At 59.5% G+C, this 13,459-nt stretch carries 11 protein-coding genes and 2 pseudogenes; 4 read left to right on the top strand and 9 right to left on the bottom strand.

Going from position 1 to position 13,459, the window contains the following annotated elements; translation table 11 throughout:
- Nucleotides 1-110 precede the first annotated feature (110 nt).
- Together HGO38_RS30795 and HGO38_RS30790 are read left to right on the top strand one after the other, a co-directional pair.
- Nucleotides 111-751, top strand: a pseudogene (locus tag HGO38_RS30795) (IS3 family transposase); the annotation flags it as partial.
- 27 nt (nucleotides 752-778) lie between these two features.
- A complete protein-coding gene (locus HGO38_RS30790) occupies nucleotides 779-1,300 on the top strand; it encodes an IclR family transcriptional regulator (protein ID WP_502941673.1) in 522 nt (173 codons plus the stop codon).
- Nucleotides 1,301-1,553: 253 nt separating this feature from the next.
- Here HGO38_RS30790 and hydA read toward each other — a convergent pair whose 3' ends face one another.
- From hydA to HGO38_RS30745, 9 genes are all read right to left on the bottom strand, one after another.
- Nucleotides 1,554-2,951, bottom strand: a complete 1,398-nt coding sequence (gene hydA / locus HGO38_RS30785; protein ID WP_250959603.1) for a dihydropyrimidinase — start codon at nucleotides 2,949-2,951, stop codon at nucleotides 1,554-1,556.
- A 144-nt stretch (nucleotides 2,952-3,095) separates the two neighbouring features.
- Entirely contained in the window at nucleotides 3,096-3,833 is a 738-nt protein-coding gene (locus tag HGO38_RS30780) for a maleate cis-trans isomerase family protein (RefSeq protein WP_250959602.1), read from the bottom strand.
- Nucleotides 3,830-4,630 carry an aspartate/glutamate racemase family protein gene (locus HGO38_RS30775; protein ID WP_250959601.1) on the bottom strand — a complete coding sequence of 267 codons (801 nt, stop codon included), beginning with the start codon at nucleotides 4,628-4,630 and terminating at the stop codon, nucleotides 3,830-3,832. Before HGO38_RS30775 ends, HGO38_RS30780 begins: the two co-directional genes overlap by 4 nt.
- Before the next feature lie 39 nt (nucleotides 4,631-4,669).
- On the bottom strand, nucleotides 4,670-6,211 hold the full coding sequence (locus HGO38_RS30770; protein ID WP_250959600.1) for an amidohydrolase family protein: 1,542 nt from the start codon (nucleotides 6,209-6,211) through the stop codon (nucleotides 4,670-4,672).
- Between the two features lie 77 nt (nucleotides 6,212-6,288).
- A complete protein-coding gene (locus HGO38_RS30765; protein WP_502941672.1) occupies nucleotides 6,289-7,101 on the bottom strand; it encodes an ABC transporter ATP-binding protein in 813 nt (270 codons plus the stop codon).
- The gene (locus tag HGO38_RS30760; RefSeq protein ID WP_250959599.1) at nucleotides 7,088-7,891 is read right to left on the bottom strand and encodes an ABC transporter permease; all 804 of its coding nucleotides are present in this window, start codon (nucleotides 7,889-7,891) and stop codon (nucleotides 7,088-7,090) included. Before HGO38_RS30760 ends, HGO38_RS30765 begins: the two co-directional genes overlap by 14 nt.
- A 118-nt stretch (nucleotides 7,892-8,009) precedes the next feature.
- A complete protein-coding gene (locus HGO38_RS30755) occupies nucleotides 8,010-9,074 on the bottom strand; it encodes an ABC transporter substrate-binding protein (protein WP_250959598.1) in 1,065 nt (354 codons plus the stop codon).
- Between the two features lie 190 nt (nucleotides 9,075-9,264).
- Nucleotides 9,265-10,662, bottom strand: a complete 1,398-nt coding sequence (locus tag HGO38_RS30750; protein ID WP_284739619.1) for an amidase — start codon at nucleotides 10,660-10,662, stop codon at nucleotides 9,265-9,267.
- A 38-nt stretch (nucleotides 10,663-10,700) separates the two neighbouring features.
- Entirely contained in the window at nucleotides 10,701-11,753 is a 1,053-nt protein-coding gene (locus HGO38_RS30745; protein WP_250959596.1) for a serine hydrolase, read from the bottom strand.
- Between the two features lie 213 nt (nucleotides 11,754-11,966).
- Here HGO38_RS30745 and HGO38_RS30740 point away from each other — a divergent pair, with 213 nt between their 5' ends.
- Entirely contained in the window at nucleotides 11,967-12,680 is a 714-nt protein-coding gene (locus HGO38_RS30740) for a GntR family transcriptional regulator (protein ID WP_250959595.1), read from the top strand.
- Between the two features lie 201 nt (nucleotides 12,681-12,881).
- A pseudogene (locus HGO38_RS30735) lies at nucleotides 12,882-13,330 on the top strand (helix-turn-helix domain-containing protein); the annotation flags it as partial.
- Nucleotides 13,331-13,459: the final 129 nt, after the last annotated feature.

Here is a 13,459-nt window from a genome sequence, read left to right as displayed (position 1 = left end):
TTCTCGACCATTGCGCCTCGCTCAACTCATACCGTTTCACCACCATGACAGCCCTCCGTGCTCAACACGGCGCTCTATGAATCAGCGATTAAGTGATTTGGGAATCCTGAATGTCGATCGGTCCTAGGCGCCACAGCCCGGCTTTCAAGGCGAAGGTGGCTCTCGCCGCCATCCGAGGTGAGCAGACGCTGGTGGAATTGTCCCAACAGTTTGACGTGCACGCCAACCAGATCAAACAGTGGAAAGACCAGCTCCTTGAGGGGGCGACAGGCGTTTTCGGTGATGAAGCGAAGGCGGAGCCGGCGGGTCCAACCGTCGATGTCAAAACACTGCACGCCACGTGACAAACTGCGTTTGCACGGAGATCGGCGAACTGACGCTGGATAACGATTTTTTAGCCGGAGCGCTCGGCAAGGCGGGCTTGCTGGGCGGAAAAAAATGATCGACCGCAAGCACAAACTCTCCGTCGTGCGCCAGGCCAAGCTTCTCGGCTTCAGCCGTGGCAGCGTTTATTATCTACCGCGTCCAGTGCCTGACGGCGATCTTGCCATGATGCGCCGGATCGATGAACTGCATCTTGACTACCCGTTTGCCGGAAGTCGGATGTTGCAAGGGCTCTTGAGGGGAGAAGGGCTGGAAACTGGGCGGCTGCACGTCGCCACGCTGATGAAGAAGATGAGCATCGAGGCGATGCTATCGTCGCACGAACACATCCAAACCAGCGCCAGGTCACAAAATCTATTCCTACCTTTCCGCGCTTCCCTTCTCGGATTTTGCGTTGCCTTTGCTCGAAGAAGCCAGCTCGGCATCGGAACAGACCGTGGCACTCGCCGTGCGAGACGGCGATGAATCGGTTTATACCGCACGCGCCATAGCCCAGCGGTCGCTCGCAGTAACGGTTCCGGTGGGTCGCCGCCTGCCATTGCTGTCAACCTCGACGGGACGCGCCATGCTCACTTTCGACACGCCTCAGGAGATCGACGGCCTGATCGAAAGCAGCCACCCAATTTTGCTGACCGACAAGACGACGATAGATCCCAACCTGCTGCGCCGGGAGCTGGAACTTGTCAGAAGCCGTGGATATGCGCTGGTCGAACAGGAGGTGGAAATAGGTGTTCGCTCGCTCGCCGTGCCATTCTTCGACAACAAACAGAAAGTGGCGGGTGCGATCACGGCACTTACCAGCATGAGCGCGTTGACAACCAAGAAGCTGCTTTCTGACATCCTGCCCATCGTCCAGAATGTCGCCGAACAGCTTCAGATCGCCATGAAGGCAGGTCGTTCGGATATCCAGTCCTGAAAAAGTGCGCCGGAAGGCGCGCGCAGACTGCTGACGAACCCCTGGCTCTGCTGGGGGTTTGTGATTCATTTGCGTTGGCGCAGGGATCAACAATTGTGCGGAATTAGGTCTTTGATCGGCCTGCTCATTGAGTTGCACCCGTCGAGGCTTGGCAACGCGGCATGCTGGACCAATTAAACCACTTTGATCCTAGCCGCATACATGCATGAAATTGACATTTTTGGTCCGTGCACCAATTCCGCCCCAATCGGATCTAGCTGCGCGCCGTTGATCGTTTACGGTACTGGCCGTCGCCCTTGCGGCCACGCAGCAAGCCGTCTTTCAGCATGATCCTGCCGCCGAGAACGACGCTGACGGGCCACCCGCGAATCTCCGTGCCTTCATAGGGGCTATAATCGGCGCCATCATGCAGATCCGCGTGGCGGATTATCCGCCGGATCTGCGGGTCCCAGATGGCGATATCGGCATCCATTCCGATCGCGATGCGTCCCTTGTGTGTGAGCCCGTATGCCTTGGCATGGTTTGTGGATGTCAGGGCCACAAACTGTGCTAGGTCGATTCGTCCCTTCATGACGCCTTCCGAAAACAAGATGGGTAGCCTGGTCTCTACGCCGGGTATCCCGTTAGGGACATGCCGGAAACTCTGGCGTCCCTTTGCATTGAGCTTGCCGGCCGGGTCGTCGTAGCGGAACGGGCAATGATCGGATGAGAAAAGCTCGAATGCGCCGGTCTGGAGGCCGGTCCAGCAGGCCTCCTGTTCCTTCCTGTCACGCGGTGGGGGAGAGCAAACGAATTTGGCGCCTTCCCAGTCCATTCCGTCGAGGTCGTCCGCCGTCAGCATCAGATATTGCGGGCAGGTCTCGGCAATAACCATCCGGCCGCGCCGGCGTGCGGCGCGTATTTCATCGATTGCCGCGCCGTTCGAGACATGGACGATGACCACCGGAATGTCGACAATCTCGGCCAGAGACAGAGCGCGATGCGTTGCCTCGCGCTCTACGGCCACAGGCCGTGTTGTTGCGTGGGCCAGCGGACGGACGTTGCCTGAAGCCTCGTGCAGTCCGATTAGGTATCGGATGGCATCCTCGTTTTCGCAATGAACCATCACCCTCGCACCGGTGCGGCGCGCAACATCCATCGTGCTGATGATCTCGGCATCGTTGAGGCGAAGCCCCTCATAGGTCATAAAGACCTTGAAGGAGCTGTAGCCATCCGCCACGAGCGCCGGAAGTTCCTGGCCGAGAACGCTGGACGAAGGATCGGATATGATCATGTGGAAGGAAACGTCCGTGAAACAGTTACCATCGGCCAACGCGTGATAGGCCGTCAGCGCCTCGCGTAGCGATTGGCCCTTTGCCTGCAGGCAAAACGGCATGACGCAGGTATTGCCGCCATAAAGCGCCGAGCGCGTGCCAGTTTCGAAATCATCTGCCATGACGATACCGTCGCCGGAATTCTGTGCCAAGTGGACATGACTGTCGATGCCGCCCGGTAGGACGAAGTGGCCGGTTGCATCGATCTCCTCGATGCCCGGTTCCAGCCGTTCACCAATCTGGACGATGCGCCCGTTCCGGATGCCGATATCGGCGTCGAAAACGTCGGATGCGGTGGCAACATGGCCATTGCGGATAACTAGATCGAACATGCTCATGGTTCCCGTACGTGGCTCCTTTAGACCATAACGTCGCCGCCGTTTGGCGACAGCGTCTGGCGTTGTTGCACCGTTTGGCCGATGGACAGCATCGCCCTTCGCGCCGCGCCTAACCAAGGTTTGGCCTCAGAGCAGTCTTGCTCGCTATGCGCTTGAAAACAGCGAACCGAAATCGGCGAGGGGTGTCATATCGATGCCGGTCACATCGAGGCAGCCCCAGAGGGTGAAGGCGACGGAGTCGTAAATGGGGATGCCGAGTTCCTGCTCCAGCGACGCGGCGATCATCGGGCCGCGCATATTCGTGCAGAGGATCACGATGGCCTTTGGTCCTGCTTTTGAAACCGCGCGGCAGAGGTCGGCGATCGTGTCTTCCTCCATCTCCGCGAAAGAAAAATTGTCCGAAAGACCAGCATGCCGTTCAGCAATGACCTCAATGCCGAGGTCCTTAAAGTTGTCGATGACACGGGATTGTACGTCTGGCGTGTAGGGAGTGACAAGGCCGATCCTCCTGGTGTCGCGTGTCTTTAGGATTTTCATCAAACTGATAACCGCGCTGGTGGCTACGGCGGCACATTCCTCGGCAAGACGCGCGCATAGGGTTTCATCCTTGTCGATCCCGAGCCAGGCGGCCGACGTGCCGTTCCAGGCGATGACGTCCACGCGCGCATCCGCAAGTAGCCGTGCGGCCGCCAAAATCGGTTCCAGCGAAAACTGGGCGTTCGCCTGCTGGTCAAGAGCGATGCGGGTGACGGTGAAGCGGCTGAAATGCGCCGTCACATCGGGAAAAAGGGGCGCCAGCAATGCGCTGGTATAGGGTTCGACGACGGTGTTCGATGATGGTGTCAGCATACCGATCCGCATTTGCCTTGCCGCGCCGCTCATCCTTCTCCCCCCATTGTTCGCGGCCGTAGCGTTGTGACCGATGGCATTGACTCCTGGTGGGCAAGCCATGCCGCGAGCGGCTCCGACAAGCCGGAGCTTGGCTTGGCGTCCGGCCGACGGAAACCGCCGGCTGAAGCCGGCTTGACGTTCAGCGCAACGATCGCCTCCGCCTGCTTGACGGCTGCCACGACCTGATCGACGACGGGCACCGAAACACGATCCCTGATCTTTGCCGCAAGGCCAGTCAGCGGTGCGCCTGCCGGAATGATGACATCGGCACCGTCCTCTTCCACGGCCTTGCGGCAGAGCTCGACCAGGTGTTCTTCAATTTCCTCCTGCACCATGGCTACGTCGCCGCGCGGATTTGCATCCGGTGTCCTGACCCCGGAGCATCGCCCCGTCAGCCCGTGCATTGCCACGCAATCCTGAAACCAGTGGCGCAGGACGGGCGCGAAGGTCACGATGCCGAAACGACCACCCAGCATACAGGCCGAAAGCATGGCGGCTTCGGCAAGACCGATGACGGGGATGTCGAAAAGCTCGCGCGCGCCGAGAAGCCCCGGATCGCCGAATGCGCCGACGATTGCCGCATCGCATTCGGAGCGATTGTCGGCCAGCATGGCCAGAAGTGTGCTGCCGGCGAGCTGCGCTTCGGCACGGGTCGCGATGTAGGGCACGCCCTCGGAGGCCGTCACGGCTCTGACCTGCGTTGCAGGATGAGCGCAGGTCAGGGCCGTTTTCATCATTCTGTCGGTCATCGACTGAGATGTGTTGGGATTGATCAGCAGTAACCGCATTCAAATGTCTTCCAAATTGCCTTTTCAGTGATGGACTTTTCAGACGCGCGAGGCCTGCCGGTAGAAGGGTTCGTGTTTCGCCGGGTCCATGTAGTTCTTGTAGAACTTGCGCACATGCGGCATCAGCGCCTTGGAAAGTTTGCGACGTTCCACCTCGTCGTTGGAAAGGGCCGATTTCAGGTGTTCGTGCAATTCGGCCAGTGCCGCATCCTTGTCCACACGAGTGAAGCGCCCGTTTTCGTAAATGACCTCGCCATCACACATGACGAGCTTCACCGCCGAGGACTTCGCGCGCTGGATGATGGCGTCGAGAAGCGGCATTTCCTCATCTAGATAAGGATAGGTGACGCTGCGTGCGTCGATGAGCGACAGATCGGCGAGCTGGCCGGGTTCCAGCGTGCCGAGGGTCGATCCGTAGACGGTGGTCTTCGCACCACCGCTTGTGGCCATGCGCAGCACCTGCCCCATGCCTGGCACGTCGGCATCTTCCTGCCCGGGGATACGATGGGCGCGCAGTACGAGACGCATTTCCTGTAGCATGTCGCGGTCATCGTTGATGCCAGCCTCGTCAAGGCCGATCGCCGTGTTGACCTGCTTCACCTCGAAGGCGTTGAGGGGCGCGATGCCGCTGCGCAGCCGGAAGTTGGACGAGCAGTTATGGCAGATGCAGACGCCGCTTTCTGCAATCTGGTCGATGTCGCGTTCGTTCAGCCAGACGCCGTGGCCGAGCGTCAGGCGGGAGTTGTGCAGGCCGAACTGCTTCAGATAGTCGAACGCGGTCGTGCCGCCGCGACGCATCGCGTATTCCTTCTGGTAGGCGGTTTCCACCAGGTGCATGTGAAGCGGAACATTGAAGCGCTCGGACGTTTCCGAAAGCGCCGCCAACGCCTTGTCCGAGCACCAGTGAAGGTTTGCGGGAGCAAGCTGGATCTTGGTGCGAGAACGTTCTTGGTACTTATCGAAGAGCGAGTGGAACAGATCCAGGCTGCCCTCAAGTTTCACCTTCGTACGATTGAAGTACGCACGCATTGGTCCCTGCAGTTCAACCGGCAGGCTGGCAATGAATTCCGCATCGTCCTGATAGACCAGCGAGTTCTGGTCGCGCACTGCGTAGCAGTAGGAAACGCGCATGCCGATGTCGTGATAGGCTTTAAGCACCTGCTCGGACTTCGCCTGCACCTCTTCAAGCGTTCCAGGCATCCAGCCATGAATGTGCTGGACGGTGGTGATGCCGGACGAAATCATCTCGAAGGCGGAGTAGAGTGTATCGAGATAGAGGTCGACGGAGCGGGTGACCATGCGCGTGACGAACCAGAGTTCGAGCGGCATGTCGGGCGAGCCGAGCTGAACCGGCGTCAGGCCGACATGATGGTGCCCGTTGACGAAACCCGGCAGCATAAAGGAATCGCCGGTGCCATGGACCGGTATGTTCGAGTATCGTTTCGAAAGATCCTCATAGGTACCGACTTCGAGGATGACGCCGTCTTCCTGCAGCAGCGCGCCGTCATCAATGGCTTCGAAATGATCGCGGTCGATCGGCTTGGTGAACATGGTGCGTGAGCGCACGATGGACTGGGACATGCTTGTCTCCTGGCTATGCCCTTGCGGCAGATGCATTGTTTGCGGATGAAAACGGCGCTACCTCGCGCCGGTCGGGATCAGGCGGCGCTCATCATTTCCTGCTCGGCGAAGGCGCGATCCACTTCGTCACGCAGGAGTTCCGTCAGGTGTCGGCGCAGCGCCTCCACGCGCGGATCGAAAAGATCGCGCGGGCGAGGCAGGTCGACGGGAACGATAGTCTTGATCCGGCCGGGCCGGGCCGTGAAGACAGCAACCCTGTCGGAGAGCGCGACGGCCTCATCGATATGGTGTGTGACGAACAGGATCGACGCGCCGCTGTCCTTCCAGACGTCGATGAGGAAATCCTGCATCTTGGCGCGCGTCTGGACGTCAAGTGCCGCGAACGGCTCGTCCATCAGCAGCACTTTTGGCCGCATAGCGAGCGCACGGGCGACGGCCACACGCTGGCGCATCCCGCCGGAAAGCTCGTCCGGCCGTTTGTCCATCGCATGGTAGAGACCGACCCGCTGCAGGGCGTCGGCGGCAACTTCACGCCGCTCCTTTGCGTTCATGCCCTTGACCCAGAGGCCGAAGGTGACGTTCTGCCAGACCGAAAGCCAGGGAAAGAGCGAGGTTTCCTGAAAGATCAGACTGCGTTCCGGCGAAGGGTCGGTGATCTTCTCGCCGAAGGCGGTGAGCGTACCGCCCGTCGCCGTCTCCAGTCCGGCGATCAGATAGAGAAGCGTGCTCTTGCCGCAGCCCGATGGCCCGAGCAGGGTCACGAATTCCCCGGGTTTGACATCGATATCGATGCCTCGGAGTGCCTCATGGGCGCGGGGCGTACCTTCGGCCCAGACCATGCCGACATTGCGGCAGGAAACGGCCAGCGCCCTGTCGTTACTTGAGGCCATTGAGGATCTCCTTGGTTTCAGGGATCCAGTAGAGGATCTTCCTTTGCAGCATCCGCAGCGCGAGATCACAGAGGTAAGCCATGATGCCGATGAGGCCGATTGTGAAGAAGACGAGGCCGGGATTGAACGTATTGCGAGCGAGCATGATGATTTGACCAAGGCCGTATCCGACGCCGGTCGCTTCGGCGATAAGCACGGCCATCCACGCGCCGAACAGGTTCATGCGCAAGAGCATCAGCAGGCCGGGCAGTATCGCCGGTACAATCACGCGCGTATAGGTCTGCCACTTGGTGCAGCCCATGGTACGCGCCACGTTGATGAAGTTCTTGTTGACATTGTCGATATGGGCGACTGTCGCGAGGACCATGCTGAAGAACAAGGCGACCACCACCATGAAGATGGCAGGTCCGTTGCCGATGCCAAACATGAACAATGCGACAGGGAGCCAGGCAACCGGTGAGATCGGCGCAAGAAGCGTGATCGTTGGCAGGGTCAAGTTCTCGAAAAGCTTGTAGTAGCGGACCATGACCCCGACCGAGATGGCAAGCGCTGCGGCGATGACGAGACCGATGACGACGCGCATCAGCGTTGCGAACATGGTGTAGATCATAGCCTGGAGCGGCGTCGGGCCGCTGCCCGGCGTGACGCCCATCTCCCAGCGGCTGGCCGTATTGAAGAACTTGGCCTGATCTGGAATGTTGGCGATGAAGATATGGGGAGGCGGCAACAGCTTGGGATCGGAAATGCCGAAGAACCAGAGCGTCTCCCAGATACCGACAAAAAGCCCCACGGATACAATCGTCCATCCGATCCGTTCGGCCAGCGACCTCATGTAAGGTGACAACAGTGGGGCAGGGATGGGGCGCGAGGCCCCATCGTTCTGCAGATATTTTGCGGTGCCTCTCATATCAGGCCGCCTTCATCTTCAAAGATGCGTAGAGATCAGGGTTTTCTGCGATGACCTGCTCGAGCAGCGTCCAGTCGATCGCGTCGTCCGTCGGCTTCTTCTTGATATAGCCCATCTCGATAAGCGAGTCGGTCCGCTCGAGGATGAAGGTCTTCTGGTCGCGCATGTCGATGACGCTCGGCTGCGCGCGCTGGGCGATGCGGGCGTTTTCGAGCGAGGTCTTGTAATAGGTGCCGACCACCTTGCCGAGCGTCGCTTCGATATCGGCCTCGGCCATGGCCTGCGCCTTCATCATTGCCTTGATGAGCGCCTTCAAGGTCGCCGGATTTTCCATCATCAGTTCGGCGCGCGAGGCAAGGATGCAGTCGGTGTAGTTCTTGCCGTAGATGTCGATGCCGTCCGACAGCAGGACGGAACCCGGCTTGTCGTTCAGCAGCGCCGTTCCATAGGGCTCGATAACGCAGACCATGTCGATAGCGCCTGCCATGAAGCCCTCGACGGCTTCGGCCATGGAGCCGAGATAGCGGACTGTGATGTCCGAAAAGGGGATGTCCTTGGCCTTGAGCCAGTCATACGGCATCACTTCGAGCGTATCGAGCTGGAAGGTACCGAGCGTCTTGCCCTTGAGCTTTTCGGGTGTATCAAGGCCCGGCTGTGCAACGAGCATGCAGCCCTGGATGCCGCCGCCGGCAACGACCTTTACCGGTGCACCGGCATCGTAAAGGGCGAGGAAGCTGGTGTAGGGCATCACGCCGACATCGACCATGCCGGAGCCGATCATGGTGACCTGGTCGGAGAAGCTCGGGGCGATCACGAATTCAATTTCCAGCCCGTCTTCGCGGGCAAGCTGCTCGGCATGGGCCAGGAAGAGATTGAGATTGCAAAAGCCGTTGCCGTGCGTCGATTTCACAGCGCCGGCGTCTGCAGCATGGGCATGGCCGCCAAACAGCGTTGGCGATACGGCCATGGTTATGGTCGCCGCGGTTGCGGCTTTCAGCAGGCTACGCCGGGTGAGGTCCAGCGACTTGAATTCAGGCTTCGTCCAATGGTCGTGTCTGTCACACATGTTTTGGTTCCCTCTGAAAGATCCTTGTTGCACCCACCCGCTGCCCTCCCAGGCCGAGCGAATATAATTATGAATGCAATGTGCGTGCCAAAGGCCGTGAGCAATCGATTCCGCATTAATAATTATATTCTGGAATTGCAGTGGCGATCGAATAAGCAGGATACCATTCATGGCGCAGGCACCCCGCCTATTATCGAGGCATTGCAGCGGTGATTCCTGCCGCGGCGAGAGCCGTCTCGATGCGTGCAGCCAGCGCCAGCAGAGCATCATCCGAAAAGCGTGGCCCGACGATCTGCAGGGCAACGGGCAGACCAGCCCTCCCAGTACCCGCCGGCAGCGATATGGCTGCGCAGAACGCATGGTTGAACAATGGCGTGAAGACGGCATGCCCGCGATGCGGCACGGCAACGCCTCCAATCTCTGCGGGGCCGAGTTGAGCGAAAGGCCAGGCGACGCATGGTATCGTCGGCGTCAGAAGAAAGTCATGACCATTGGCGAAGAACCGAGCCGCGGCGGCGGCAACCGCCGTGCTCATCGATGATGCGCGCGCAACGTCCGCCGCCGTCAGGCTGAGTCCGGCTTCTATCTGTGCAGCGATATCCGGATCGAAGAGATCGGGATCCTTCCGCCAGACATCACCGAAGTGCGCCGCAAGGTCCGCATGCTGCAGAGGCATAAGTGACGCCTCTCCGGCGCCTTCCGGCCAGGATGGATCGGTGTTTGAGATGGCAAAGCCGCTTGATCTCAGTACTGCCACCGCGCGTTCAAGCGTTTCAGCCACGTCTTCATCAACAGGGACGCCAAGGCCAAGCTTCGGGCTCCAGACGAGGTTGGGGTGTTCCGGCAGGACTGAAGCGGGGATGGGTGGCACGGAGAAAGGGTCGCGCGCATCATGACCGCGGATCACCTGAAAGAAGAGCCTGATGTCGTCGACAGTGCGTGCCATCGGGCCGGGCACACCCACCTGTGAAACTACCCGTGCTGATGCAACGACCCCGCCGGAAGGCTTGAAGCCGACGACGCCTGCATGGGCGGCGGGCCGGCGGGCCGAGCCGCCGCCGTCGCTGCCGAGTGCGATCGGTACATAGCCGGCAGCAAGGGCCGCGGCCGCGCCGCCGGAAGACCCTCCGGTGGTCAAAGTGTGGTCAAGCGGGTGACGAGTCGGGCCGTAAAGCAGGTTAGTGGTCACGCCCTTGCAGCCAAATTCTGACATGTTGCTGCGGCCAATGATGATCGCGCCCGCCGCCCGCATGCGCTCGATGACAAGATCGTCGCTGGTGGCGACGAAATCTTCAAACAGGCGGGATCCCTGCGTAGCCTTCCAACCTTTCACATGGAAGTGATCCTTGACAAGAACCGGCACACCGGCAAGCGGCAGGCGTTCGCCTCGCTTCAGCCGCCGTGCCAGCGTTTCGATCTGGGGATCGGATAGGGATGGATCATGGTCAACGACAGCGTTGATCATCCCGTTCGTTGCACTGATCGCCCGATGCGCTGCCGCGCTGGCGGCTTCCGGCGAGAGCTCTCCAGCAAGCACGGCCGATGCAATCGCCGCGGCTGTCCGGTAGGAGGCAGTTGTTTCGGTCATAACGTATACACCTCGAAAAATTCCTGTCGGATTGCGGATCAGCCAAGTGCGCGCATGGTTCTTTCGATGAAGGCGCCAAATGCGCCGTTACCGAAGCCATGGACCACCGCGACGATGCCATGGGGCGCATCGATCCAGATGCCATTCATGCCGACGCCAAGCGCGAAGACCGATGTCACCGGCGCTGAGGGAAAGAGCTTGCGATGGGTGTTGAGCCACCAGAGGCCGCCATAGACCGGCATCAGGGCGCAGGGGGAAAGCAGGGTCCCTAAGGCCGAGCCTGAGATTATACGGCGCCCGTTATACAGGCCGCTGCCGACAACCAGTTCGCCTAATGCTGCATCCTGCATGACGCTCGTCACGATCCCGCCGCCCCAGTGTCCACCGCCGACGACGACCGGGACGCTGCGGCCGCTGATATCGACGGTTGTCTCTGGTGGATATCCGTTCCAGTCCCAATCAACGCCCGCGAAGGCTTCAGGAAAGCGCGACCGAAGCACATCCCTAAGGGATGTCTCGAAAACGCAGGTCAGTGCAAGGCAGAGGGCATTGACGCGGATGTCGTTATAATCCCAGTAGCTTCCCGGTGCGCCATAGGGCGTGACCGTATTGAAGCGGCTGCCGTCCTCTGTGGATGAAAGCTGGCGGTTGCGATCGACAGTGTCGGGAATGCCCCACAATGTGCCCTGCCATTCACTTGTCTGCTGCAGCAACTGGCGCCATGTGGCTGCATCATTGGGTGCGGCAAACGCAGGATGAGGCACGGACTGCCCGACAGGCGCGTCGAGGTCGGCGATCCGTCCCTCGTCCAGGGCGATGCCCGCGAGAAGGCCGATATAACTCTTGGTGACGCTGAAGACCATGTCTGCATGGGCGGTATCACCCCAGGATGCGGCCACGCTGCCGTTTACGGAGATGACGCCTGCGGAGCCGATACGATCGTAAAGCGGACCCTTGACTATATTCCACGGTGGCGGGTCGAAGTCTTGACTTTCTATCACCGAGCGTATGTCGAGCGGCCAGTGTGTCGGGTGGGCGAGAGCGAAATCGACAGCGTCCTGAAAAGGACTTTCCGATGTGCGCGTATCCATTGAAGCTCCTGTGGATAACGCCCGGCATAATCAAGCCGGGCTGAAGGGTAGCAGAGACCCGCACGAATAAATCCACGTACGACTTTCAAGGACGTACGAAGCGAAAGTGTCGGGTCGCGGCAAACAGGAGGGCAGGCCGAACCGGCACTTGTATTTATAATTATGATAATTATAAGAGCAAGACCCCGAGGGAGGGAGCACGAAGAAAACAATATGACAATGCTCAACTCGATGAAAAAGAAGCGGCGTCCACTGCAGGTGGCTCCCTTTCGCGAAAGCCTTCACGATTCGCTGACCGACCAGCTGCGGAACATGATCCTTAAGCACGATTTGCAACCCGGCGAATGGATACAGGAGATGCAGCTTTGCGAAACGCTGGGTGTTTCGCGAACGCCGATGCGTGAGGCGCTCAAGGTGCTGGCGTCAGAAAAGCTCGTTGTGCTCCACCCCTATCGTGGTGCATCCGTGGCAGAGATCCATCTCGAAGTGGTAGCGGAACTGTTTGAGGTTCAAGCTATCCTGGAAAGTCAGGCCGGTCTTCTCGCCAGTCAGCGCGCAAGCGATGCTGAAATCGCCGCCTTTTCCGCCAGGCAGGACGAAATGGCGGGATATTTCCATGCCGGCGACCGCGCTTCCTATTTCAAGCTCAATCAGGAATTGCACACAGCCATCGTGGCCATGGCCGCAAACAGCTGTCTTCTGGAAAGCCACGCAGCGATTATGAAACAGATTTCACACGCTCGCTATGCGGCACTTGACGAGGAAAATCGTTGGCGGGTTTCGATCGAGCAGCATGCAGCGATCCGTGATGCGCTGGTGGATCGGGATGGCCCCGCGCTCGCCGCCCATATTTTCGGACATGTCAACGACACCAAGAAGGCGATTCTCCGCGCGCTTGCAAGAAGCGAGGCCGCTACTGCTACATAGTACAGCTCTTATGGCGTAGGACGGCCGATCCTTTTGGGATATGGACATAGCGGGGCTCACCGAATTTCTTGGCGATCCCCAAAGAGATGCATGATTTAGTTGTCTTCGAGGCTAGAGCAGATCCGGTGATTGATGAATCAAACGTGATGTGACGAGAGTGACCGAAGCTGATTCAACTTCTCTTCGAATAGGAGGTTGATGATGGCACGAGCACTGAGCGATGATCTTCGTATCCGCGTCTTGAAGGCGTCAGCTACCGGTATGTCTGCCCGCCAGGCTGCCGGTTGGTTCGGGGTTGGGGTTTCCACGGCGATCCGCTGGATTGCAAGAGCAGTAGAGGGCGAGCCAACAACGCGGCCGCAGGGTTGGAAACGACCTTCCCTTCTGGACGCTCACGAGGCGTTTGTTGTCGAAATGATCGACGATTGCCGGGACGTAACGCTCGATGAAATGGTCGAGCGCCTGTCGGGCTAACGGCAGGTCAGCATCAGCCGGAGCGCGCTCCGTGCCTGGCTGCGTGGTCGCGGCTGGACATTTAAAAAAAGTCCGCACATGCATTGGAGCAGGACCGACCGGACGTCCTGAAGCGTCGACGCGCCTGGTTTGATGAGCAGCTCGATCTCGATCCGCAAAAGCTGATCTTCATAGACGCTGACCTTGCCCCCAAGTTTTATCCAGTTTTGAGTTCGCTCCGGCGGTTTTGGGTTGCTGCATTTTGTGCGGTAGCGGCGGGTTGCGGTGCGGAGCCATTTCGGCTGCGCAGCACCGCATCACGTCGC

Source organism: Rhizobium sp. CG5 (assembly GCF_023701945.1).
Classification (GTDB): Bacteria; Pseudomonadota; Alphaproteobacteria; order Rhizobiales; family Rhizobiaceae; genus Allorhizobium.
Note: the sequence above shows the minus strand (reverse complement) of the source record. Positions and strands in the feature narration are given on the sequence as shown.